21 protein-coding genes and 1 tRNA gene are annotated in these 22,287 nt (G+C 64.9%); 12 read left to right on the top strand and 10 right to left on the bottom strand.

The annotated features are described in order from the left end of the window. Positions 1-316: 316 nt before the first annotated feature. Positions 317-392 (bottom strand) — tRNA-Trp (locus B6V75_RS08665). A gap of 162 nt (positions 393-554) precedes the next feature. Here B6V75_RS08665 and B6V75_RS08660 point away from each other — a divergent pair. Then, complete coding sequence (locus tag B6V75_RS08660) at positions 555-1,115, top strand: type 1 glutamine amidotransferase domain-containing protein (protein ID WP_088719454.1); 561 nt, start codon at positions 555-557, stop codon at positions 1,113-1,115. Between the two features lie 9 nt (positions 1,116-1,124). Here the strand turns inward: B6V75_RS08660 and B6V75_RS08655 are convergent, their stop codons facing one another. The 4 genes from B6V75_RS08655 to tuf form a co-directional block, all read right to left on the bottom strand. Next, on the bottom strand, positions 1,125-2,111 hold the full coding sequence (locus tag B6V75_RS08655; protein WP_075773813.1) for a zinc transporter ZntB: 987 nt from the start codon (positions 2,109-2,111) through the stop codon (positions 1,125-1,127). A 70-nt stretch (positions 2,112-2,181) separates the two neighbouring features. Further along, positions 2,182-2,850 (bottom strand): CatB-related O-acetyltransferase, encoded by a 669-nt coding sequence (locus tag B6V75_RS08650; protein WP_088719453.1) that lies wholly within the window; start codon positions 2,848-2,850, stop codon positions 2,182-2,184. Positions 2,851-2,973: 123 nt separating this feature from the next. Further along, positions 2,974-3,849, bottom strand: coding sequence for an alpha/beta fold hydrolase (locus tag B6V75_RS08645; RefSeq protein ID WP_088719452.1), 876 nt, complete (start codon positions 3,847-3,849; stop codon positions 2,974-2,976). Between the two features lie 144 nt (positions 3,850-3,993). After that, complete coding sequence (gene tuf / locus B6V75_RS08640; protein ID WP_077701325.1) at positions 3,994-5,169, bottom strand: elongation factor Tu; 1,176 nt, start codon at positions 5,167-5,169, stop codon at positions 3,994-3,996. A 167-nt stretch (positions 5,170-5,336) separates the two neighbouring features. Here tuf and B6V75_RS08635 point away from each other — a divergent pair, with 167 nt between their 5' ends. Next, complete coding sequence (locus B6V75_RS08635) at positions 5,337-6,710, top strand: cytochrome P450 (RefSeq protein WP_088719451.1); 1,374 nt, start codon at positions 5,337-5,339, stop codon at positions 6,708-6,710. Positions 6,711-6,842: 132 nt separating this feature from the next. Here the strand turns inward: B6V75_RS08635 and parC are convergent, their stop codons facing one another. Beyond that, a complete protein-coding gene (gene parC, locus B6V75_RS08630; protein WP_075773808.1) occupies positions 6,843-9,071 on the bottom strand; it encodes a DNA topoisomerase IV subunit A in 2,229 nt (742 codons plus the stop codon). A 169-nt stretch (positions 9,072-9,240) separates the two neighbouring features. On the opposite strand from parC, the gene B6V75_RS08625 reads away from it, so the two are divergent. The 4 genes from B6V75_RS08625 to B6V75_RS08610 all read left to right on the top strand — a co-directional run bounded on the left by B6V75_RS08625 (position 9,241) and on the right by B6V75_RS08610 (position 11,566). After that, positions 9,241-9,768, top strand: coding sequence for an SH3 domain-containing protein (locus B6V75_RS08625; protein WP_088719450.1), 528 nt, complete (start codon positions 9,241-9,243; stop codon positions 9,766-9,768). A gap of 121 nt (positions 9,769-9,889) precedes the next feature. After that, entirely contained in the window at positions 9,890-10,729 is an 840-nt protein-coding gene (locus B6V75_RS08620; RefSeq protein WP_088719449.1) for an SDR family NAD(P)-dependent oxidoreductase, read from the top strand. Between the two features lie 61 nt (positions 10,730-10,790). After that, complete coding sequence (locus B6V75_RS08615; RefSeq protein ID WP_075773805.1) at positions 10,791-10,994, top strand: twin transmembrane helix small protein; 204 nt, start codon at positions 10,791-10,793, stop codon at positions 10,992-10,994. Continuing rightward, positions 10,994-11,566 carry a cob(I)yrinic acid a,c-diamide adenosyltransferase gene (locus tag B6V75_RS08610; RefSeq protein ID WP_088719448.1) on the top strand — a complete coding sequence of 191 codons (573 nt, stop codon included), beginning with the start codon at positions 10,994-10,996 and terminating at the stop codon, positions 11,564-11,566. The genes B6V75_RS08615 and B6V75_RS08610 overlap by 1 nt, the downstream gene beginning before the upstream one ends. A gap of 63 nt (positions 11,567-11,629) precedes the next feature. On the opposite strand, the gene B6V75_RS08605 is transcribed toward B6V75_RS08610, so the two are convergent. Continuing rightward, positions 11,630-13,819 (bottom strand): primosomal protein N', encoded by a 2,190-nt coding sequence (locus B6V75_RS08605; protein ID WP_088719749.1) that lies wholly within the window; start codon positions 13,817-13,819, stop codon positions 11,630-11,632. A 137-nt stretch (positions 13,820-13,956) separates the two neighbouring features. Here B6V75_RS08605 and fsa point away from each other — a divergent pair, with 137 nt between their 5' ends. From fsa to B6V75_RS08580, 5 genes are all read left to right on the top strand, one after another. After that, complete coding sequence (fsa, locus tag B6V75_RS08600) at positions 13,957-14,607, top strand: fructose-6-phosphate aldolase (protein ID WP_088719447.1); 651 nt, start codon at positions 13,957-13,959, stop codon at positions 14,605-14,607. 142 nt (positions 14,608-14,749) lie between these two features. Then, a complete protein-coding gene (locus tag B6V75_RS08595) occupies positions 14,750-15,454 on the top strand; it encodes a DUF484 family protein (protein WP_075774302.1) in 705 nt (234 codons plus the stop codon). Next, entirely contained in the window at positions 15,454-16,374 is a 921-nt protein-coding gene (locus B6V75_RS08590) for a tyrosine recombinase XerC (protein ID WP_088719446.1), read from the top strand. Before B6V75_RS08595 ends, B6V75_RS08590 begins: the two co-directional genes overlap by 1 nt. Positions 16,375-16,416: 42 nt before the next feature. Continuing rightward, complete coding sequence (locus tag B6V75_RS08585; protein ID WP_088719445.1) at positions 16,417-17,109, top strand: CDP-alcohol phosphatidyltransferase family protein; 693 nt, start codon at positions 16,417-16,419, stop codon at positions 17,107-17,109. 50 nt (positions 17,110-17,159) lie between these two features. Further along, positions 17,160-17,642 carry a hypothetical protein gene (locus B6V75_RS08580; RefSeq protein WP_088719444.1) on the top strand — a complete coding sequence of 161 codons (483 nt, stop codon included), beginning with the start codon at positions 17,160-17,162 and terminating at the stop codon, positions 17,640-17,642. Between the two features lie 4 nt (positions 17,643-17,646). Here B6V75_RS08580 and B6V75_RS08575 read toward each other — a convergent pair whose 3' ends face one another. Further along, entirely contained in the window at positions 17,647-18,483 is an 837-nt protein-coding gene (locus tag B6V75_RS08575) for a DMT family transporter (protein WP_075773798.1), read from the bottom strand. Between the two features lie 331 nt (positions 18,484-18,814). Between B6V75_RS08575 and truA the strand changes: the two genes are divergently transcribed. After that, positions 18,815-19,582, top strand: a complete 768-nt coding sequence (truA, locus tag B6V75_RS08570) for a tRNA pseudouridine(38-40) synthase TruA (protein ID WP_088719443.1) — start codon at positions 18,815-18,817, stop codon at positions 19,580-19,582. Here the strand turns inward: truA and B6V75_RS08565 are convergent. Continuing rightward, entirely contained in the window at positions 19,544-21,661 is a 2,118-nt protein-coding gene (locus B6V75_RS08565; protein WP_088719442.1) for a polysaccharide biosynthesis protein, read from the bottom strand. The two genes, truA and B6V75_RS08565, sit on opposite strands and share 39 nt — an antisense overlap. Next, positions 21,658-22,275 carry a sugar transferase gene (locus B6V75_RS08560; protein ID WP_088719441.1) on the bottom strand — a complete coding sequence of 206 codons (618 nt, stop codon included), beginning with the start codon at positions 22,273-22,275 and terminating at the stop codon, positions 21,658-21,660. Before B6V75_RS08560 ends, B6V75_RS08565 begins: the two co-directional genes overlap by 4 nt. Positions 22,276-22,287: the final 12 nt, after the last annotated feature.

The following is a 22,287-nucleotide window of genomic DNA, read 5'->3' as shown; positions in this document are numbered from 1 at the left end:
GCGTCGGGTTCAAGGGCGCATCGTTGCGTCACGCTGTCCAACCGCAAGACCAGCTCCGGAGCGGCGATTCGCCCCTCCAGCCGAAGACGGTTTCCGCTATACTCATATCGCGTGACATGCAGGCCGCAAGCTTCCGCGCGCGCGCCCAAACCGCCCACAGTCCGAGAGATTCGGAGATTCGCGTCGGCATATCGCTGAAAGACCCGGAAAATTCTGCCCAGCACAACGATTCCTCGCGATAGCGTCCGAAATCGGCGTCAGGTGACGCCATCTTTCGGAACGTTACGCGAACGAACGTAAATTTTCAGGAAACGGCTGGCAGGGGCAGAGGGACTCGAACCCGCGACCCTCGGTTTTGGAGACCGATGCTCTACCAACTGAGCTATACCCCTAGGCCGTGGCGTGGGTGCTAAAGTCTCACGCGACCGAAATCAAGTACCTTTCCATCGATCTCTCGCATTTCCCCGCCGAAGAAATCGCCGTGGAACGCAAGCCGAGCACAGATCGTTTTTCCTCCGAACCCGCGCAAGCTGCGCCTCTGGAAAGGAAAGCATATGCCAAAGATTACCGAAGCCCGCATTCTGATCATGGCCACCGATGGTTTCGAGCAGGCCGAATTGACCGTTCCGCGCGACAAGCTGATCGAAGCAGGCGCGCAGATCGACATCGCCTCGCTCGACGGCGAAGATATCTGCGGTTGGGACGAAACCGACTGGGGCGAAACCGTTTCGGTGCAGCGCAAGATCTCCGATGTCGACGCGTCGAATTACGATGCGATCGTTCTACCCGGCGGTCAGATCAACCCCGACCTTCTTCGTGTCGAGAAAAGCGCGCTGGACCTGCTGCGCAATTTCTATGACCAGGGGAAGGTTGTAGCCGCGGTCTGCCACGCACCTTGGCTTCTGATCGAAACCGGTATCGCCAAGGGGCGCAAGATGACCTCGTATCACTCGGTGCGCACCGATGTCGAAAACGCCGGTGGCGAATGGGTCAACGAATCCGTGGTTTCCGACAATGGCGTCGTCACCTCGCGCAACCCGAAGGATCTCGACGATTTCGTCGCAAAGATCATCGAGGAGGTGCAGGAAGGTCGCCACATGCGCGACGCCGCCTGATCGCGTGAATTACCGCTTCCTGCGCTTCGAATAGAGGCGCAGGAGGCCCATGACCATCAACTGCACGGCGACGATCACCACGCAGACGATCACCAGATAATTGAACGCATTGTCGGAATTCAGCCCCGGCATCCCGCCGATGTTGACACCGAACAGTCCGGTGAGAAACCCGAGGGGCAGGAAGATCGTGGAGACCACCGACAGCACGAAGGTGTTGCGGTTCACCCGATCCGACAGCTGGCTCGAGAGTTCCTCGCGGAGCACCTGCGCCTGATCGCGCAGCTCGTCCATATCTTCCGAAATCCGCGTCATTTTCAACGCTTCTTCCTCGATCTCGCGCCGCGTGACCTCGTCGATGATCGGGCTCTCCGCCTGCGTCAGACGGATCAGGGCTTCGCGTTGCGGCGCGAGGTAACGCCGCGCCGCGATCACCTGCAGCCGCAGGTCCAGAACGTCGCGGCGCATGTGATCGGCGTGCCCGCCATAGACCTGATCCTCTAGCGTTTCGGCGCGTTCGTCCAATTCGCTCTGGAACACTCCGATATTGCCGACGATATCCTCGGTGAGTTGCACGAGGAAGCTGCCCGCGTCGCTGGGCCCTTGGCCGTCGCGGATCGCTACGTTCATGTGCTCGATCGCGCGCACGCGCTTGCGCGAGATCGTCAGGATGCGCTGCCGGTCGAGATACATCCGCAGCGAGACCATATCCTCGGGGTCTTCGCCCTCGTTGAAGTTGATCGCGCGCAGGATCACCAGAAGCCCCTCGCCGATCTGGCTCATGCGCGGGCGCGTATCGACATCTAGCAACGCCTCCACCGCCTGCGGGTCGAGGTAATCCAGCTCCTCGCGAATCCAGCGCTGCGCCCGCGGGTGCGTCCCGTCCAGATGCGCCCAGGCGAGCCGTTCGTCCCGTAGCGCCTCGACGATATCGGCAGGCCCGTCAGGATCGGGCGCGCCCGAGAGGATATGCGAGAAGAGGATCGGGCTGTTGGTCATCCGGGCTCCGGGCGAAATCGTAGCGTTGCCCAGAGCCTAGCGTCGTTGCGCGCAGCGGCAAGCCTCTCGCTTAGGGTGCGTGTCTGGCCAGTGCGGCGACATCGCCTGCTTCCAGTGCCGGAAGCGCGGCCTGTATGGCCTCCACCGGCCAGTCCCACCACGCCAGTTCGAGCAATTGTGCAATCTCATCGGGGTTGAACCGGGACCGCACCACGCGCGCCGGATTGCCAGCAACGATGGCGAAGGGCGGCACGTCCTGCGCGACCACCGAGCCAGCCGCCACGATCGCCCCCGCGCTGATGCGCACCCCGGGCACCACCATTGCATTGAAGCCTAGCCAGACATCCGGCCCGATTACCGTATCGCCGATCGCGGCATTCTCCTCGAGATATTTCCCCGCCGTCTCCATGTCGAAAATCCGGAACGGATAGGTCGTAATCCCGCCCATCGGATGATTGGCCGAGGCGGTGATGAAGCGCACCCCATGCGCGATCTGCGCGAAGGGGCCGATCACCAGCCGCTCGGGGCAGCCGGGAAACAGATACGGCGCCAGCTCCGCCGCCGCGTCCGGCACGGGAACGAGAGGGCTGTAATAAGCATAGCGCCCGACCTCGATATTGGGATGATCGATCACCGCCTGCAGGAACACGGTGGGTTCATGCGGCATGCCATCGGGCAGCAGGACAGGATTGCGGGTATCGGGCGCAGGAAAGCGCCGCGGCAGCGGATGGGCAGACATGGAGAGACCTCTCTCGATCAGAGTTTCAGGGAAACGGGATCAGAAAAGGGTCTTGTCCATCGGCGCCTCCATTGCGTGCTCGTCCGGTCTAGCGCAAGCGACGGGTCCGCGCCAGCCGTCCGGTCACAGCTTGCGCGCGCGCCACTCCGTCATCGCCTTCGCGATCTGCTCCGCCGCGTCAGGGTCGAGGTGGAAATGGTGGCCGCCGGCGATCTCCACGCTCTCGTAATCGGCGATCAGCTCGGCCCCCCATCGCGCCAGCTCCGCCGTGCCCTCGCGCCGCGCCCGGATCCCGTCCTCAGCCCAGATATTGAGCACCGGTGCCCGGATCGCCCGCAGCACCGCCTCCACATCGTCGCGATCGAGTTTCGCTGCAGAGCTTGCGAACAGCCGCCGGTCGCCGCGCAGATGCCAGCCCTCGGAGCCTTCTTCCAGTGCACGCTCCGCCAGCGCCTCGGCCACCGCGCGCGCATTGCGCTGCCCCGCGCGGCGCGCGATATAGGCCTCGCGCATCGGGAAACGGCGCGGAGGTCGCGCCGCCTGCGTTGGCACCTCGGTCAGATAGGCGCGCAGGGTTGTGACGAAGTCCTGCGCCACCGGCTCGGGGGCCAGCGAATCGAGCGCGATGAAACCCCGCACCCGCTCCGGCATCGCTGCCGCCAACAGCGCCGCGATATTGGCACCCCGCGAATGGCCCAGCAGCACGCACTCCTTCCAGCCCAGAGCGTCGAGCACCCGCAGGATCTGCGGCAAGTCGTCCCAGATATTGTAGCTCGCATGGGCCGCGCGATGCCCGCTCAGCCCCTGCCCGCTCAAATCGAGCGCGACGACATGGCAGCCATTCAGCCGCGGCGCGAGCTCGGCAAAGCTTGCTGCATGATCCATCCAACCATGCAGCGCCAAGACCGGCAGCCCCTCCTCGGGGCCCCATTTAAGCCCGGCGATCCGTAGCCCGTCTACGTCCCAGCGCCGCTCACGCGCACCGTTCGTCTCCACCATGTCTTGCATCCTCCCGCACCACCCGATCCGCAGAAGATCTAGCGCGAGACACCCGCGATTGCGACCACCGGCACCGCGCCTTTCACGCAAAGCAAAAGGGCCGCCCAAGCGGGCGGCCCTTCGCAAGTCCAAATGATCCGAAGATCACTCGATGATTTTCGACACCACGCCGGCGCCGACGGTGCGACCGCCTTCGCGGATTGCGAAGCGCAGACCGTCTTCCATCGCGATCGGAGCGATCAGTTCGACTTCGAACTTCAGGTTGTCGCCCGGCATCACCATCTCGGTGCCCTCGGGCAGCGTCACGGTGCCGGTCACGTCCGTCGTGCGGAAGTAGAACTGCGGACGGTAGTTCGCGAAGAACGGGGTGTGACGGCCACCTTCCTCTTTGGTGAGGATGTAGGCTTCAGCTTCGAACTTCGTGTGCGGCTTCACCGAACCCGGCTTGCACAGAACCTGACCACGCTCGACGCCGTCACGGTCGATGCCGCGCAGCAGCGCGCCGATGTTGTCGCCAGCTTCACCACGGTCCAGCAGCTTGCGGAACATCTCGACGCCCGTGCAGGTCGTCTTCGAGGTGTCGCGGATGCCCACGATTTCCAGTTCGTCGCCGACGTTGATCACGCCACGCTCGACGCGGCCGGTCACAACCGTACCACGACCCGAAATCGAGAACACGTCTTCGATCGGCATCAGGAAGGGCTGGTCCACGGCGCGCTCCGGCGTCGGGATGTAGCTGTCGACAGCTTCCATCAGAGCACGGATCGAGTTCTCGCCGATTTCCGGATCACGGCCTTCCATCGCGGCCAGAGCCGAACCCTTGATGATCGGGATATCGTCGCCGGGGAAGTCGTAGGACGACAGAAGTTCGCGAACTTCCATTTCCACGAGCTCGAGCAGCTCCTCGTCGTCGACCTGGTCAACCTTGTTCAGGTACACGACCATCGCCGGGATGCCGACCTGACGGCCGAGCAGGATGTGCTCGCGCGTCTGCGGCATCGGGCCGTCAGCTGCGTTCACGACCAGGATCGCGCCGTCCATCTGCGCGGCACCCGTGATCATGTTCTTCACGTAGTCGGCGTGGCCGGGGCAGTCGACGTGCGCGTAGTGACGCGACTCGGTCTCGTACTCCACGTGCGCGGTCGAGATCGTGATGCCGCGGGCTTTCTCTTCCGGCGCGCCGTCGATCTGGTCATACGCGCGGAAATCACCGAAATACTTCGTGATCGCAGCCGTCAGCGTCGTCTTGCCGTGGTCAACGTGGCCAATCGTGCCGATGTTGACGTGCGGTTTGTTACGTTCAAACTTTTCCTTTGCCATCTCGCGGGGCGCCTCTGGTTAGGGGGCCGCTAGCAGCGAGCCCGAGTCAATATCGCGCGCTACCTATTGCCCTGGCGGGGAAAAATCAAGCCCGGAATGTAGGGTTTCCCCTGTCTGTGTTCGCGGTTTCGCTTGGGCAGCGACCCGCTCCGCACTACCATCCCGTCATGGATTACGCTGCGACAGACGACACCCACCGCCTTCCCGCCCGCGCACCGCTTGCCGAGCACCCGCTGGGGATCCTCGCGAGCTTCCGGGCTGCGCGGCGCAACCTGTTGGAAATAATACCGGAACTGGCCACCCATGCACCGATCATCTCGGGCAATACAGGCGCGCGCTGGCATATGGTGATGGACCCTGACAGCCTGCGTCACATCCTCAAGACGCGCGTCGAGGATTATCCGAAATCGGTGGTGACCAAGCTCATTCTCGGCCCTGCCGTAGGGGAAGGGCTATTCGTCGCCGAAGGGGCCGAATGGCGCTGGCAGCGCCGCGCCGCCTCTCCGGTTTTCGCCGCGCGCAACATGGAGGCGCTCGCCCCCGTCATGGGGGCGGCAGCGGAGGCCTCTGCCGCGCGCATCAGCACCGCCGCCGATACCGGTCGCGCGGTGGATCTGCATCAGGAGATGGTGGCTGCGACCTTCGAGGTGATCTCGGACGTGACCTTCTCGGGCGACGAGGGCTTCGACCGCGCCGCGATCCATCGGGCGATCGACGCCTATATCGCGCAGACGGCAAAGGTCTCGCTGCTGGATCTCTTCGCGCTGCCCGCTTGGGTGCCGCGCCCGCATCGGGTGATCTCCTCGGGCGTCGTGCGCGACCTCAAGCGCCATGCGGACCGCGCGATCGAGGCCCGGCGCGCGAGCGAGGCGAAGGCGGTGCCCGACCTTCTGGACCTGCTCGACGGCGCGCAGGACCCCGAAACCGGCCGCGAGATGAGCCCGGCCGAGCTACGCGACAACCTGCTGACCTTCATTGTCGCAGGCCATGAGACCACCGCCCTGACGCTCGCCTGGGCGCTCTATCTCTGCGCCTTCGACCCGGCGGTGCAGGAGGCCGCCCGCAGCGAGGCGCAGGCCGCGCTCGGCGCGCATGCGGCGACCGTCGATGACCTGCCGAAAATGCCCCTCGTCGCGCAGATCGTGAACGAAAGCCTGCGCCTCTACCCGCCTGCGGGCTTCCTGTCGCGCACGGCGCGCAAACCCGACACGCTTCTGGGGCGCGAGGTGCGCGCAGGCGACACGGTGATGCTGCCGATCTACGCGCTCCACCGTCACCACGCGCTGTGGGACGACCCGCATGCCTTCCGCCCGGATCGTTTCGCCGATCCGACGCATGACCGCTTCGCCTTCCTGCCCTTCGGGGCCGGGCCGCGGATTTGCATCGGCGCGGGCTTCGCGATGCAGGAAGCACAGATCATCCTCGCCACGCTCCTCGCCCGGTTCCGCTTCACCGCCGTTCCGGGGCGCGAGCCTGTGCCGGAGATGATCCTGACCACACGCCCAAAGGGCGGCATCTGGCTGACAGTAGAGCGCGCGTGACGGGCGAGAGCGAACATTCATGCTTCGCCTTGGCGAAAATATCCCGGGGGTGAATTGCCCGACAGGGCAAGAGGGGGCGGCGCCCCCTGCCGGATCGCCCGGGCCTGTCCGGACGATCCCTCAGGCAAAGCCTCAGGTGAACCTGTTGTCCCGCGGGAAGCCACGCGGGGCCATGCGGCCCGCCGAGGCGCGCTTTCCGGTCCATTCGGCGAGGTCGGTCTCGGTCCGCGTGCGGCCCGCCGGATCCTTCCAGCTCAGACCATCGGCCAGGGTGAAGGTCTTGGCGTCGCTCAGCCCCCCGTCCTTGTATTTCTGCAAACGGACGCCCTTGCCGCGCGCCATTTCGGGCAGCTCTTCCAGCGGGAAGACCAGCAGCTTGCGGTTCTGACCGACGCAAGCGACCGTGTCGCCGTCGATCTTCGAGCAGACGGTGGTTTTCGCCGCCCCCTTCATGTTCAGAACCTGCTTGCCCGATTTGGTCTGCGCCACGAGCTCTTCGCCCGGGCAGACGAACCCGTCGCCATCCGAGGAGGCTAGAAGGTATTTCTCGCCCGCCTTCGGCAGCAGCAGATGCGTCACCTCCGCCTCGTTGGGCAGGTCGACCATCAGCCGCAGCGGCTCGCCCATGCCGCGCCCGCCGGGCAGATTCGCCCCGAGCACCGTATAGGCGCGCCCGTTGGAGCCCATCGCGACGATCCGGTCCGTGGTCTCGGCATGCATGGCGAACATCGGCCCGTCGCCATCCTTGAACTTCACCTCGGCGTCGAGCGCGTTGTGGCCCTTCATCGCCCGGATCCAGCCCATCTTCGACAGGATCACGGTAATCGGTTCGCGTTCGATCATCGCCTCGATCGGCACTTCCTCGACCTCACCGGCCTCGGCGAAGCCGGTGCGTCGCGCGCCGCCCTCGGCGTTGCGGCCGAATTTCTTGTCGATCTCTTTCAGCTCACCGCCGATCGTCTTCCATTGCAGCTTTTCGGAGGCGAGAAGGTCTTCCAGTCCCGAGCGCTCTTCGATCAGTGCATCACGCTCGCGCTTGAGTTCCATCTCCTCGAGCTTGCGCAGACTGCGCAGGCGCATGTTTAGGATCGCTTCGGCCTGCACGTCCGACAGTTCGAACTCGGCCATCAGCATCGCTTTGGGTTCGTCCTCGTAGCGAATGATCTCGATCACCCGGTCGAGGTTCAGGAAGGCGATAATGTAGCCTTCGAGCACTTCCAGACGCGCGTCGATCTTGTCCATCCGATGCTGCGAACGGCGCAGCAGCACCTCGCGCCGGTGATCGAGGAAGGCGCGCAGCACCTCCTTGAGCGAGCAGACCTTCGGCACCCGCCCGTCGATCAGCACGTTCATGTTGAGCGAGAAGCGGACCTCCAGATCGGAGTTCTTGAACAGCATCCCCATCAGCATCTCGGGCTCGACGGTGCGCGATTTCGGCTCCAGCACGATGCGGATATCGTCGGCACTCTCGTCGCGCACATCGGCCAGCGCGGGCACTTTGCGGGTCTGGATGACCTCGGCCAGACGCTCGATCAGCTTCGATTTCTGCACCTGATACGGAATCTCGGTGACGACGATCTGCCACTGACCGCGGCCGAGATCCTCTTTCTCCCAGCGCGCCCGCAGACGGAACGCACCGCGCCCGGTGCGATAGGCGTCGCGGATATTCTCGGGCGGCTCGACCAGCACACCGCCGGTCGGGAAGTCGGGGCCGGGGATATGCTCGACCAGCTCGTCATCAGTGATGGCGGGGCGCTTGATCATCTCCAAGAGCGCCTCGACCAACTCACCGAGGTTATGCGGGGGGATGTTCGTCGCCATGCCGACCGCGATGCCGCTCGCGCCATTGGCCAGCAGGTTCGGAAAGGCGGCGGGCAGCACGACCGGCTCGGTCAGCGTACCGTCGTAGTTCGGGCGGTAATCGACCGCGTTCTCGGCCAGACCTTCCAGAAGCGACTCGGACGGTGAGGCCAGACGTGCCTCGGTGTAACGCGAGGCTGCCGGGTTATCGCCGTCGATATTGCCGAAGTTGCCCTGCCCGTCGACGAGCTTGTAGCGCATCGCGAAATCCTGCGCGAGACGCGCCATCGCGTCGTAGATCGCGGCGTCGCCATGGGGGTGGTAGTTCCCCATCACGTCACCCGAGATCTTCGCGGATTTCCGAAAGCCGCCGGTGGGCGACAGCTTCAGTTCGCGCATCGCGAAGAGGATGCGCCGATGCACCGGCTTCAACCCGTCGCGCGCATCGGGCAGCGCCCGGTGCATGATCGTCGAGAGCGCATAGGTCAGATAGCGCTCGCCAATCGCGCGGCTCAGCGGTTCGGAACTGGTGGAGAGGGGATTTTCTTCGTCACTGCTCATGCCGATTTACTAAAGCCGAGCCCGATCCCGGTCCAGCGGGAAAAGCAGGAATAAGAATTTCCAAGGAACTTTTCCCCCGTCGGCGGAATTTCACCGACGTAGAGCAGGCGGAATCGTGTTAACATTTCAATGATTCCCCAGCTGCCAATTCGGAATCAGGGGGTTGAACATGGGTAAGTTGTTGCTGACCACTTTGGCGGGTATTTACGCCGTTATGGCCATCGCCGGTCGCGACGTCCCCGGGGACGTCGAACAGGCCTCTGCGGCTACGTCAAATGACACGGTACAGGTGTCACGCGCCGCGACCGACAGTCAAGAACTTTCGGCCAGCGAAGCGCCTCAAATTGTCGCGAAGGCGGCCGCCACATCGCCGACCGATACGCCGAAAATCGAGAAGGCGTCGCTGATCACGCGCATCACGCCGAACACGCGGATGCCGGGCCCTGAGCTCAAACCCTCGCCGGAACATCGCAAGACCGCTGCGCCGGAAGTCGACGGCGGCACGCTCTGGAGCGTCTCGGCCAATGCCCTCAACGTGCGCTCGGGCCCCTCGACCAGCAATGCCGCGATCGACAGCGTCCGCAAAGGCGATCAAGTGCTCGTTGTGGCCGAGAGCGGCGGTTGGGCGCATGTGAAGATCGAAGGCGGCGGCACCGAAGGCTGGGTCTCGAAGAAATATCTGCGCCCGGCGAACTGAGCTTTCACAGGCGGTGCACCGCTAAATTCTTGTTTTTCCACCCGGGTCAAAATATTCCCGCCGGAGGCATATCTCCGGCGGGTTTTTCTTTGCCTCGCCGGATCAGAGGGAAGGCGCGCGCATGGCCAAGACGATTCTGATCACCGGATGCTCCTCGGGCATCGGCTACGACGCGGCCCACGGGCTGAAGGCCGCGGGCTGGAAAGTCTTCGCCACCTGCCGCCGCGAAGAGGATTGCCAACGTCTGCGCTCCGAGGGCTTGGTCTCGTTCCAACTCGACGTGGCCGATCCCGAAAGCATCGAGGCTGGCTTCAACGAGGCGCTCGCGCGCGGGCATGGCCGGCTTGATGCGCTCTACAATAACGCCGCCTTCGCCTGCCCCGGCGCTGCTGAGGACATTCCGCCCGGCGCGCTGCGCGAGATTTTCGAGACCAACCTGTTTGGCCTGCACGACCTGACGACCCGCGCGATCAAGGTGATGCGCGCACAGGGCGACAACGGCGAAGGACGCATCCTGCAATGCTCCTCGGTGCTGGGCTTCGTCGGTCTGAAATGGCGCGCAGCCTACGCCTCGACGAAATTCGCGCTGGAAGGGCTGACCGACGTGATGCGGCTCGAGATGGCAGATACGGACATCAAGATCGTGCTGATCCAGCCGGGCCCTATCACCTCGAAAATCCGGGTCAATTCGATCCCGCCTTTCGAGAAATGGGTGGATTGGGAGAACTCCGCCCGCCGCGCGCAATACGAGGGCAGCTTGCTAAAGCGTCTCTACCAAGGCCGCGGCAAGCCCGACACGTTCGAACTGCCGCCCTCCGAGGTGACGAAGGCGATCCTCAAGGCGCTCGAGGCCCCGAACCCGAAGCCGCGCTACAAGATCACCACGCCCACGAAGACGATCAGTGTCGTGCGCCGCTTCCTGCCAGACCGGATGCTCGACTGGGTGCTGGCCAAGGGCTGAAAATCCTTTCGCATTTTCGTGATCTCCAGCTATGTCTTGAGCCCAGAGGGAGAGAGACTACATGCGCAACGACCCGTTATTCTACATCGTCGCCGTGGCAAGTCTGGCGGTTCTGGTGATCTTGATGATCGGCATCGCGGGCTTCGGACGCGGGGGCGATTTCAACAAGAAACATGCCAACAAGCTGATGCGGTTGCGCATTGCCGCCCAGGCGGTCGCGATCGCGCTGATCCTGTTGTTCGTTTATCTCAGAAAGGGTGGCTGATGGTCGTTCTCAATCGCATCTACACGCGCACCGGCGACGCCGGGGAAACCGCGCTCTCGAACGGGGTGCGCGTTGCCAAACATTCCGCGCGCGTGACCGCCTATGGCACGGTGGACGAGCTGAACGCGACCGTGGGTATCGCGCGCCTGCATGCCGACAAGGCGCTGCAAAAGCAGCTTTCCGTGATCCAGAACGACCTCTTCGATCTTGGCGCCGATCTGGCGCGCCCGGACATGGAACATGACGACGAGGCGGGCTACCCGGTCCTGCGCATGGTCGAGTCCCAGGTGACCCGGCTCGAGACCGAGATCGACGCGATGAACAAGAAGCTCGAGCCGCTGCGCAGCTTCATCCTGCCGGGCGGCACGGCGCTCGCGGCGCACCTTCACATGTCGCGCACCGTCGCGCGTCGTGCCGAGCGCGAAGCCGTGTCCCTCGCCGCGATCGAAGGCGTCAACGAATGGGCAGTGAAATATCTAAACCGCCTGTCCGACTGGTTCTTCGTCGCAGCCCGGATCGCGAATGACGATGGCAAGGATGATGTGTTATGGGTACCCGGAGCGAACCGCTAACGAAGGCAGTGGCGGAGCTTCCAGAAACCACCGGCGAAGGGAAGAGGCAGCCGCTAGGCGCCCTCAAAGAAAGCTCTGCGGATCGATATCGACTGCGAGCCGCGCATTCGTCGGCAGCTTCAGCCCCTTGAGCCAAGCCTTGAGCGCGCCCTGCAGCGGCGCGCTTTTCTCTGCCTTCACCAGCATCCGCACCCGATGCCGCCCGCGCACCCGCGCGATCGGCGCAGGCGCGGGCCCGAAGACCTGCGCGCCGATCCGGCGCAGCGCGGCGTCGTTGCGCGCCAGGTGATTGCCGATCTCGAAAAGCGGCTGCAGATCCGGCCCCGACAGGATGATCCCGGCCATCCGCCCGTAAGGCGGTACGCCCTGGGCCTGCCGCGCGGCCGCCTCCTGCGCCCAGAACGCCTCCTCGTCGCCGCCCAGAATCGCCCGGATCACCGGGTGCTCGGGCTGATAGGTCTGCAACAGCGCCGCGCCCTTCTCCTCGGCGCGGCCCGCCCGGCCCGCCACCTGCCGCATCAGTTGGAATGTCTTCTCCGCCGCGCGCAGGTCCGAGCCCTGCAGGCCCAGATCGGCGTCGATCACGCCCACCAAGGTCAGCCGTGGGAAGTTATGCCCCTTCGCCACGATCTGGGTGCCGATGATGATATCCGCCTCGCCCTGTGCGATCTCGGCGATCTTCTCCTTCAGCGCGCGGGCTGAACCGAACAGGTCAGAAGACAGCACCGCCAGGCGCGCGTCGGGGAAGCGCTCCGCAACCTCCTCGGCCAGCCGCTCGACCCCCGGCCCGACCGGCGCGAGCTTCCCTTCCACTTCGCAGCTCGGGCATTTCACCGGGATCGGCTTCGTCTCGCCGCATTGGTGGCAGACGAGGCGCTTCAGGAAACGGTGCTCGACCATCCGCGCGTCGCAATGATCGCAGCCAATCTGATGCCCGCAGGCCCGACAGATCGTGACCGGCGCATAGCCGCGACGGTTGAGAAACAGCATCGCCTGCTGCCCCTCGGCCACCCGCGCCAGCACCTCCTTCACCAGCGTCGGCCCGATCCAATGCGCGCTCTCGATCGCCTCGTCACGCATGTCGATCGTGCCCATCTCGGGCAGTTCCGCCGTGCCGAACCGTGCGCCCAGATCAAGCCGCTGATACTTCCCCGCCTCCGCGTTCGCCCATGTCTCGAGACTAGGCGTCGCCGAGGCCAGCACCACCTGCGCCGAACAACCCGAGGCGCGCAGCACCGCCATGTCGCGCGCATTATAGAGAACGCCCTCCTCCTGCTTGTAGGAGCTGTCATGCTCCTCATCGACGACGATCAGCCCCAGATCGCGAAACGGCAGGAACAGCGCCGAGCGCGCGCCGACGACAAGCTGCACCTCGCCCGCGCCGCAGGCCTTCCACAGCCTGCGCCGCTCGCTCTGCGTGACGCCGGAATGCCACTCGCCGGGGCGCGCGCCGAACCGCGCCTCGACCCGCGAAAGGAACTCGGAACTCAGAGCGATCTCGGGCAACAGCACCAAGGCCTGCCGCCCCTTGCGCAGACATTCCGCGACGGCCTCGAGATAGACCTCCGTCTTGCCCGATCCGGTCACGCCCTTAAGCAGCGTCGTCGAATACGCGCCGGAGCCTGTCCGCAACGCCGCCGCCGCGGCGGTCTGCGCCTCCGACAGCGCCTTGCCGGGCCGCGCCGGATCGAGCCGCGGGAAGGGCTGATCGCGCGGGACCTCCGCCTCGATCAGCGCACCGGTCTTCACCAGCCCTTTCACCACCTGCGTCGTCACCCCCGCCAGATGCGCTAACTCGCTCAGGTAAAACCCTGCGCCGCCATGCTCTTCCAGCACCTCGAGCACCCGCGCCCGCGCATCGGTCATCCGCGACGGCTCACGATCGCCCAAGCGGTAGATCTTGCGCATCCCCGGCGGATCGCCCAAGCCCGGCGCCCGCGTCGCGAGGCGCAAAACCTGCGGCAGGGGCGTCATCGTGTACTCCGCCATCCGCTCGAGAAAGACGCGCAGCTCGTCGCGCATCGGCGGCACATCGAAGACCCGGTTCACCGCGCGCAGCTTGGCCGCGTCGAAACCGCCCTCGCCCGCCCCCCAGACCACACCCAGCACCTTGCGCGGCCCCAGCGGCACCTCGACGAAAGCGCCGTTGTAGCAGCCGCCCTCCGGCGCGCGGTAATCGAGCGGCCGCCCGATCGGCTCCGCTGTCAGCACCGCGACCCGCGCGCCCTCTTCGAACCAACCGGGTTCAGACATCGCCATGCCTTCCAACTGCACTAAATATTCCCGGGAGCGGCGAAGCCGCGGGGCTGAGCCCCTCTGGCGTTGCGACCTCTTTCACCCTCGCCGCTTTTGCGCTAACACGCTCGCGACTGCCGCCAAGGAGAGCTGCCATGAAATTCTTCGTCGATACCGCTGACACCGCCGCGATCAAGGAACTCAACGATCTGGGTATGGTCGATGGCGTGACCACCAACCCGTCGCTGATCCTGAAATCGGGCCGCAACATTCTCGAAGTCACCAAGGAAATCTGCGACATGGTCCACGGGCCGGTCTCGGCCGAAGTCGTGGCCACCGAAGCCAAGGACATGATCGAAGAAGGTATGAAGCTCGCCAAGATCGCCCCCAATATCGCGATCAAGGTGCCGCTGACCTGGGACGGCCTGACCGCTTGCAAGGCTTTCGCATCCGAAGGCCACATGGTCAATGTCACGCTGTGCTTCTCGACCGCGCAGGCGATCCTCGCCGCAAAGGCGGGCGCGACCTTCATCTCGCCCTTCATCGGCCGCCTCGACGACATCAACCTCGATGGGATGGATCTGATCGAAGACATCCGCACGGTCTATGACAACTACGATTTCTCGACCCAGATCCTCGCCGCCTCGATCCGCTCGGTGAACCACATCAGCGACGCCGCGCGCATCGGCGCCGACGTGATCACCGCCCCGCCGGCGGTTATCAAGTCGATGGCGAACCATCCGCTGACCGACAAGGGTCTGGCCCAGTTCCTCAAGGATTGGGAAGCGACCGGCCAGAAGATCTGATCTTCCGGCGTGAGTCCGAAACGGCACAGGCCCGCCTATCCGGCGGGCCTTTTTCGTCGCGGGGGCCGATTTTTGGACTGCGTCGCGATGCGCATCGTGTATGCTCGGAAAAAATGACGCATCGATGAGCGACGAGACAGGCATGACCGAACCGGCCCTCGTGGAGCAACTCCGCGACAAGATCATTTCCGACCCTGACGTGATTCTCGAGGACCGCGACCTGATGCGGGCGCTGATCGCCGCGAACGAAGCGGCGATGGGCGGCAATATCGTCGATCTGCGCGGCGCGGCCATGTCCCGGCTGGAGGCGCGGCTCGACCGGCTGGAAGACACCCACCGGTCGGTCATCGCCGCCGCCTATGAGAACCTCGCAGGTACCAACCAGATTCACCGCGCGGTTCTGCGGATGCTCGACCCGCATGACTTTCAGTCCTTCCTGTCGAATTTGGCTTCCGAAGTGGCCGAGATCCTGCGCGTCGATGCGGTGCGTCTGGTGCTCGAGAGCCACCAGAACGAGGACGACCCGGCACTTCGCCAGCTGGGTGAGGTGCTTTGCGTCGCCGAACCCGGCTTCATCACCGAATACATGCGCGGCGGGCGCGGCGGGCAGCCGCGACAGGTCGTGCTGCGCCAGACCGTTCCCGGCTCCGAGGCGATCTTCGGCGAGGCCGCGAACTGGGTGCGCTCCGAGGCGCTGATGCAGCTCGATCTGGGCGAGGGCCGGCTGCCGGGCATGCTGGTCATGGCCGCCGAGGATCCGCATCAGTTCAAACCCTCGCAGGGCACCGATCTTCTGGCCTTCTTCGCAGGCGTATTCGAACGCACGATGCGCCGCTGGCTGGATTGATGGCGGAGCCGTCCGCAGGGCTGCAAGACGCGCTCGCCGAGTGGCTGAGCCATCTGCGCGGTTTACGCGACGCGTCCGAGCATACGATCACCGCCTATCGGCGCGACGTGGCGGGCTTCCTGGGATTTCTGCAAAATCATCATGGCGAGAGCCTCGACACCGCCCGGATCGCGCAGCTCGGCCCTTCCGACATGCGGGCATGGATGGCGCATGAGCGGTCGCGCGAGGTTTCATCGCGCTCGCTCGCCCGCGCTCTGTCCTCGGTCAAAAGCTTCATCCGCTGGCTCGCCGATCGCGACGGGTTCGACGCGAGCCATATCCTCTCGACCCGCAGCCCGAAATATCAACGCAAGCTGCCGCGACCGCTGAACGAAGACGCCGCCGCCGAGATGATCGAACAGGTCGACACGCAAGCGATGGAGCCGTGGATCGCCGCGCGCGATGCCGCCGTGCTGACGCTGCTTTATGGCTGCGGGCTGCGGATATCCGAGGCGCTCGCGCTGCGCGCCGACGCCCATCCGCTGCCCGAGGTGCTGCGCATCCGGGGCAAGGGCGACAAAGAACGGCTGGTCCCGGTCGTCCCCGCCGCCCGCGAGGCGGTGGCCGAATACATACGCCTGTGCCCCTACCCGGCCGAGCCGGACGCCCCCTTGTTCTACGGCGCACGCGGAAAGCCGCTCAATCCGCGGATGATTTCCAAGGCGATGGAGCGGGCGCGCATGTCGCTTGGCCTGCCTTCGACCGCGACGCCGCATGCGATGCGCCACAGCTTTGCCACGCATTTGCTGGCCGCTGGCGGCGATCTGCGCGCCATTCAGGAACTGCTGGGCCATGCGAGCCTCGGCACCACCCAGATCTACACTGCCGTCGACGCGGCGCGACTTATGGAAATCTACGACAAGAGCCATCCGCGCGCCTGAAGTTCGCTTGCCCCTGCGTCGCAAATCCGGCATCACGGACAAATGGATATCCGCATCAAAGCCCTTTTCGTCCACCTTCTGACCGCCACCGGCGCGGTGTTGTCGATGCTCGCGCTTCTCGCGGCCGCGGAAGGCCAATGGTCGATGATGTTCCTTTGGCTCGTCACCGCGTTCTTCGTTGACGGGATCGATGGTCCGCTCGCGCGGCGCTACGATGTGAAGGCGAATTTTCCGCTCTATGACGGTGTCCTGATGGACCTGATCATCGACTACCTGACCTATGTCTTCATCCCTGCCTTCGCGCTGTTCCAGTCGAGCCTGCTGCCGGGATGGACGGGCTGGCTCGCGATTATCGCGATCACATATGGCAGCGTGGTCTATTTCTCCGACACCCGGATGAAGACGAAGGACAACTCGTTTCAGGGTTTTCCGGGCGCGTGGAACATGCTGGTGCTGGTGCTGTTCGCGCTGAAGCCCGGCTATTGGACGATCCTCGTGGTGGTCGTGGCGCTTGCCATCGCGATGTTCCTGCCGCTGAAATTCATCCACCCCGTGCGCACGAAGCGCTGGCGCGTGGTCTCTCTGCCTGTGGCGCTACTGTGGACCTTCTTCGCGGGCTGGGCCGCATGGGTCGATTTCGACCCGGCGAGCTGGGCGCATTGGGGGCTGGTCGTGACCTCGTTCTACCTGCTGCTCGTCGGCATCGTGCAACAAATCGTCCCTGAACGGCGTTGACCTGCGACGGCCGCTCCGGCGGTCCGCGGCAACAGTTTTCAGGAGGCCTCATGCGTCACACTTTCGCGCTCATTGCCGTCGTGTTCTCGGCGCAGTCGGCCATCGCCGCGCGGGACTATCTTGACGACCGCTCCACCCCCGCTGCGCTGGTCCGCTCGCTCTATAACGCGATCTCGCTGCATCAATACGCCCGCGCCTGGAGCTATTACGCCGATCCGGAAGAGGATGGCGATTATGCGGATTTCGCGAGAGGCTACGCCGACACGGCGGAGGCCTCGGTCACGGTCGGCCCCATGACGTCGGAAGGCGCGGCCGGCTCTATCTACACGACTCTCGCGGTGACGGTGACCGCCCGGACGCGTGACGGAAAGACCGAGAGCTTCGGGGGCTGTTACGTGGTGCGCCAGATTCAACCCGCGATCCAGGAACCGCCCTTCACGCCGCTGCAGATCACGGACGGGTACCTCGTGGCGCGATCTTCGGACGAGGCCATGCCCGTAAGCTGCGACGCCGACGGTCGGCCGCGGTTCTGAGCACTCAGACCCGCGTCAGCACCACGCCCGAGACGATCAGCAGCGCGGCAAGCGCTTTCGTAACCCGCATCTTCTCGCCGAAAACGAGCCAACCGATCAGCACCGCGAACAGGATCGAGGTCTCGCGCAGGGTCGCGACCAGCGCGATCGGCGCGCGGGTCATCGCCCAGATCGAGATCGCGTAAGCCCCGTAAGACGCCGCAGCCCCGAGCGTCGCGATTCCCCATTCGCGCGGCACGGCGCGCAGCATCGCGGTGCCGCGCTGAGCCAGCATACCTGAGGCGAAGAGCACGCCACCCAACACCATGATCCACCCGACGTAGCCCACCGGCTCGCCCGATATGCGCGCGCCCATCCCGTCGACCAGCGTGTAGGTCGCAGTCGCGAGTGCCGAGCCCATCGCGTAGGGCAGCAGACGGCGACTCTCGCCATCGGTGAACACGCCGCGCGCCATCAAGGCGATGCCGAGGCCCAGCACCGCGATCCCGGCATATTCGAGCCCGCTCATCGCGTCGATCGCCAAGGCGGCGGAGACGACCGCCACCATCATCGGCGCGGTTCCACGCGCGATCGGATAGACCCGGCTCAGGTCGCCCTGCTCATAGGCATGGGCGAGGAAGAACTTGTAGCCAAAATGGATGACGCCCGCGGCGAGGATCCAGCCCAGCGCGGCACTGTCCGGCAGCGGTCGCGACAGGGCGACCGCCAGGCCGATCACCGCCTCGGCAATCGACAGCATCACCATCGCACGGATTTTCGAGCCACCAAGCCGGATCAGCGCGTTCCACAGGGCGTGCAGAAAGGCCGCGCCCAGCACCGCCGCCATGATCGTCAAACTCATTTCCGCGCCCTTCCCTGCCCGACCGACAATCGGTAGCTCCGGGCCACGACAAGGGCAAGCGGCCTCGCACCGTGCTGAGATGTCTGGCCTCGCCGCAACGGCTTCTCTCCGCGCGGGGCGCACGAAGAAACTGGGGAAGGGGCTACGGCGCTCTCGAGTCAACCGACATGCGAGGAATGCGACCGAATGATACAGTGAATCGGAAACTTCGTCCCAAGCCGGCAACCCCCCGCGCGTCTGGAAAACGGTGCCGTCCGCCGAACTCCCAGGTTGCAAGAAGGGGCGCGCGAAGGGATTGCGGAACGCAGCGCACTCGGGCTATGGGCGATCCATGCCCAGATATGCCTTGAAAATCGAATATGACGGGGGCCCCTTTGCCGGGTGGCAACGTCAGGCCGATCAGCCTTCGGTGCAAGGCGCGGTCGAGGACGCTTTGGCGAAGCTCGAACCCGGCCCCCACACGATCGCCGCGGCGGGACGCACCGATGCGGGCGTTCATGCGACCGGGCAGGTGGCCCATGCCGATCTGAAGAAGGACTGGGACCCGTTCCGACTTTCGGAAGCGCTGAATTATCATCTCCGCCCCGCGCCGGTGGCGATACTCGCCTGTGCCAGGGTCGACGACGAGTTCCACGCCCGGTTCTCGGCGCAGGAGCGGCGCTACCTGTTCCGGCTCGTGCAACGTCGTGCGCCGACGACCCATGACCGCGGTCTGGTCTGGCGCGTGCAGAACCCGCTGGACGTGGAGGCGATGCGCGAAGGCGCGTCGCATCTGATCGGGCACCATGATTTCACGACGTTTCGTTCGACCATGTGCCAATCGAAATCGCCGGTCAAAACGCTCGACGAGATCCGGATCGAAGAACATGACATTCTGCATGGGCGCGAGGTACGGTTTCATTTGCGCGCTCGCAGCTTCCTGCACAATCAGGTCCGTTCGATCGTCGGCACGCTGGAGCGGGTCGGTGCTGGCTCCTGGCCGGCCGAGCGCGTCGCCGAAGCGCTCGCCGCCCGCGACCGCGCCGCATGCGGTCCGGTCTGTCCGCCGCAGGGCCTCTATCTAAGCGCCGTCGGCTATCCCAGCGATCCCTTCGGCTGACACGGTCTGGCCCCCGGCCGGGGCGCGCGGCATCGGCAGCTGAGTTGGAAGCGAGGTCTTGCGCTTTTCCATCGGGGCGAAGCTCCGACTTTCCTTCATCGCGCGCGTGACCTGGCTTGCCATTGCTCCGCTTCGACTGCGCGGCGTGATCTCGAAATTCTGCGCTTTTTGAATATCAGCGTCAGGCCCTCCGGGCACCTGAACGACAGGCGAAGCAGGGTCGTCGCCCTCCAACCGTTGCAGACGCGAGATGATCTCATCCAGCCGCGCCGCGCAACGCTGCCCCAAGGCAGCGTCGAGATAGCGCAGAAACATGGCGGTCTCGCGTGTCGAGAGATGGGGCACGGGGACATCTCGAATCTTCGGATGTGCGGTCGCTTGGCTACGCGCGCCGGTCACCGGAGCTTCATGCAATTTCTCGCCCGGACGCAGGCCGATAGGCAAAAGCTCGATATCGCCTTCTGGACAGTCCGGTCCGCGAAGGCGCAACCCGCGCGCTTCGACCATCTGCCGGGCGAGATCGCCGATCCGGATCGGCGCGCCCATGTCGAGTGCATAGACCCGTCCTGCGCCGTCCCAACGCCCTGCGATCAGCACAAGCCGCGCGGCCTCGGCGATCGTCATGAAGTAGCGCGTGGCCTCGGGATCGGTGAGCGTGATCGGCCCGCCCTGCGCGATCTGTCGCTCGAATATCGGCACGACCGACCCGGATGAGCCGAGCACATTCCCGAAGCGCACGATGGAGAAGACGGTCGCGCCCGCACGGCGCGCAAGATCCTGCACGACCAATTCGGCCATTCGTTTAGACGCCCCCATGACCGAGCGGGGCGCGATCGCCTTGTCGCTCGAAATCAGCACGAAACGCGCAACTTTCGCGGCGCGGGCGGCGCGCGCGAGACAGACCGTGGCGGCGACGTTATTCGCGCATCCCGAGAAGGGATTCTGCTCGACCAGAACGACATGTTTGTAGGCGGCGGCGTGGAATACGACGTCGATCGTTTCGCGCGAGAATATCTCATGCACCAGCGCCGCATCCGCTGCAGAGCCGAGCCGCGTGACAAGTTCGGTGCCCGCGCGCTCCGCCAGCGGGCTCAGGTCGGAGAGGATTGTGAAGAGCGCCGTTTCCGATAGCTCGAGAAGGACCAGTTTCGCCGGACGACAGGCGAGTATCTGGTGGCAAAGCTCCGCCCCGATGGAACCGCCCGCCCCCGAGATGAGCATGGTTTTGCCGCGGTAGAACTCCGCGTCGGGCGGATCGTCTTCCGTGATCTCGGAGCGACCAAGCCACCGTTCGGAGCGCACCGGCTGCAGCCGCGCGGCGAGATCGGCGCCACCGACCAGAAGCGCGAAATCCGGCAATGCCTCGCAGCGCAGTCCGAGGGCCGAGAGGTCTCGCGCCAGCGCGGCCTTGCGCGGCGTGGACAGGAGCGGGTCGGCGAGAACGACGCGATCGACGTTGAACTTGCGGATCAATGCCTCGCGCGTCACGTGGCCGAGAACCGGAACCCCGTCCAAGGTCGCACCGCGCAGAACCGGGCTGTCATCGAGAAACGCGCAGGTCAGGAAACCGGATCGATCGCGCAACGCCCGTGCCAGCGCGAGCCCCTCCGGGGTCGCGCCGTAGATTGCGATGCGCGAGACGACGTACGAGCGGCGATACAGCACTGCGGTCAGCCCCAGAAAAGCCCAGCGTTGAGCCACGAGGCCAGACAGGAATACGCCCCCGAAGAAGAATGCGGTCGCGCCACCTCGCCATCCAGGACTGATCCAGAGGGCAAATACCAGAAGGCAGGAGACACCCAATGCCTTCCCCGCCCCATGCCTTGCGAAGTCCTTCAGGGGCAAGCGGGCAAGACCGGTGCCGAGGCTCACTGATGCGGCGACGATACCCCCCACCGTCAGAAAGATCGGCGAAGGGAGCCCAAGGCTCCATCCCGGCGACGTGGTTGCGAAATGCATTGCTGCGGCAAGGCATCCTATCGCCAGAAGCGCATCGAGCGCCGCGATGACAGCCGCCTTGCGCGGGCGCGACATTGCGATCAGCCGCGTCGCGATCTTGTCGGTGAGCACCGAACTCATGCGCGCGCTCTGCGCAGGGTTTGCCAGATCAGCGCGAGATCGAGCCAGCACGAGGCCCGACGTTGGTACAGCAGATCAAGCCGCGCTTTCTGTGGAACGCAGACGCGGTCATAGATCCGCCGCGCCTCCTCCGCGGAACGACACGATGCCATCAGCCGCGCCTCTTTCGCGGCGAACTGGACGCTCGCAAGCCCGGTGATACCCGGCGGACTTGTAAGCACCTGTGCGTAAAGCTCGGGAAATCGCTCCACCACCTCGCGCAGCGGCGGGCGCGGTCCGACGAAGCTCATGTCGCCGCGCAGCACGTTCCATATTTGCGGCAATTCATCCGCGTGGCAGCGGCGCAACAGCCGGCCAAGCGGCGTAATCCGTCTGGCTTTATGGCCGCCGGAGACGCCGTAATCGCCGGGATCCGCCGCCATCGTGCGAAACTTCCACATGCGGAAGCTACGCGTGGGACTGTGCATCCGCTCACCCCCGTGGAACCACGGTCGCCCCTGCACCATCGCGATGACCAGCCAGACCAGCGCGATCAGCGGCACCACCATGGGTAGCGCGAGCATCGCCAGTGTCAGATCGAAGAGACGCTTACGCCTGCGCCGGACCTGGGTCATGCCAATTCTCCT

Origin of the sequence: Thioclava sp. F1Mire-8, from assembly GCF_002213165.1 — a bacterium.
Taxonomy (GTDB): domain Bacteria; phylum Pseudomonadota; class Alphaproteobacteria; order Rhodobacterales; family Rhodobacteraceae; genus Thioclava; species Thioclava nitratireducens.
This window is presented reverse-complemented; position numbering and strand designations above follow the sequence as displayed.

What these genes read in the sequence shown, in the direction of transcription:
- B6V75_RS08645 (WP_088719452.1), bottom strand. Translation starts at nt 3,849, where the DNA reads ATGGTGGAGACGAACGGTGCGCGTGAGCGGCGCTGGGACGTAGACGGG.
- B6V75_RS08580 (WP_088719444.1), top strand. Translation starts at nt 17,160, where the DNA reads ATGCGTCACACTTTCGCGCTCATTGCCGTCGTGTTCTCGGCGCAGTCG.
- tuf (WP_077701325.1), bottom strand. Translation starts at nt 5,169, where the DNA reads ATGGCAAAGGAAAAGTTTGAACGTAACAAACCGCACGTCAACATCGGC.
- B6V75_RS08565 (WP_088719442.1), bottom strand. Translation starts at nt 21,661, where the DNA reads ATGAGTTCGGTGCTCACCGACAAGATCGCGACGCGGCTGATCGCAATG.
- B6V75_RS08585 (WP_088719445.1), top strand. Translation starts at nt 16,417, where the DNA reads ATGGATATCCGCATCAAAGCCCTTTTCGTCCACCTTCTGACCGCCACC.
- B6V75_RS08605 (WP_088719749.1), bottom strand. Translation starts at nt 13,819, where the DNA reads ATGTCTGAACCCGGTTGGTTCGAAGAGGGCGCGCGGGTCGCGGTGCTG.
- B6V75_RS08610 (WP_088719448.1), top strand. Translation starts at nt 10,994, where the DNA reads ATGGTCGTTCTCAATCGCATCTACACGCGCACCGGCGACGCCGGGGAA.
- fsa (WP_088719447.1), top strand. Translation starts at nt 13,957, where the DNA reads ATGAAATTCTTCGTCGATACCGCTGACACCGCCGCGATCAAGGAACTC.
- B6V75_RS08655 (WP_075773813.1), bottom strand. Translation starts at nt 2,111, where the DNA reads ATGACCAACAGCCCGATCCTCTTCTCGCATATCCTCTCGGGCGCGCCC.
- B6V75_RS08590 (WP_088719446.1), top strand. Translation starts at nt 15,454, where the DNA reads ATGGCGGAGCCGTCCGCAGGGCTGCAAGACGCGCTCGCCGAGTGGCTG.
- B6V75_RS08615 (WP_075773805.1), top strand. Translation starts at nt 10,791, where the DNA reads ATGCGCAACGACCCGTTATTCTACATCGTCGCCGTGGCAAGTCTGGCG.
- B6V75_RS08575 (WP_075773798.1), bottom strand. Translation starts at nt 18,483, where the DNA reads ATGAGTTTGACGATCATGGCGGCGGTGCTGGGCGCGGCCTTTCTGCAC.
- B6V75_RS08650 (WP_088719453.1), bottom strand. Translation starts at nt 2,850, where the DNA reads ATGTCTGCCCATCCGCTGCCGCGGCGCTTTCCTGCGCCCGATACCCGC.
- parC (WP_075773808.1), bottom strand. Translation starts at nt 9,071, where the DNA reads ATGAGCAGTGACGAAGAAAATCCCCTCTCCACCAGTTCCGAACCGCTG.
- B6V75_RS08620 (WP_088719449.1), top strand. Translation starts at nt 9,890, where the DNA reads ATGGCCAAGACGATTCTGATCACCGGATGCTCCTCGGGCATCGGCTAC.
- B6V75_RS08635 (WP_088719451.1), top strand. Translation starts at nt 5,337, where the DNA reads ATGGATTACGCTGCGACAGACGACACCCACCGCCTTCCCGCCCGCGCA.
- B6V75_RS08660 (WP_088719454.1), top strand. Translation starts at nt 555, where the DNA reads ATGCCAAAGATTACCGAAGCCCGCATTCTGATCATGGCCACCGATGGT.
- B6V75_RS08625 (WP_088719450.1), top strand. Translation starts at nt 9,241, where the DNA reads ATGGGTAAGTTGTTGCTGACCACTTTGGCGGGTATTTACGCCGTTATG.
- B6V75_RS08560 (WP_088719441.1), bottom strand. Translation starts at nt 22,275, where the DNA reads ATGACCCAGGTCCGGCGCAGGCGTAAGCGTCTCTTCGATCTGACACTG.
- B6V75_RS08595 (WP_075774302.1), top strand. Translation starts at nt 14,750, where the DNA reads ATGACCGAACCGGCCCTCGTGGAGCAACTCCGCGACAAGATCATTTCC.
- truA (WP_088719443.1), top strand. Translation starts at nt 18,815, where the DNA reads ATGCCCAGATATGCCTTGAAAATCGAATATGACGGGGGCCCCTTTGCC.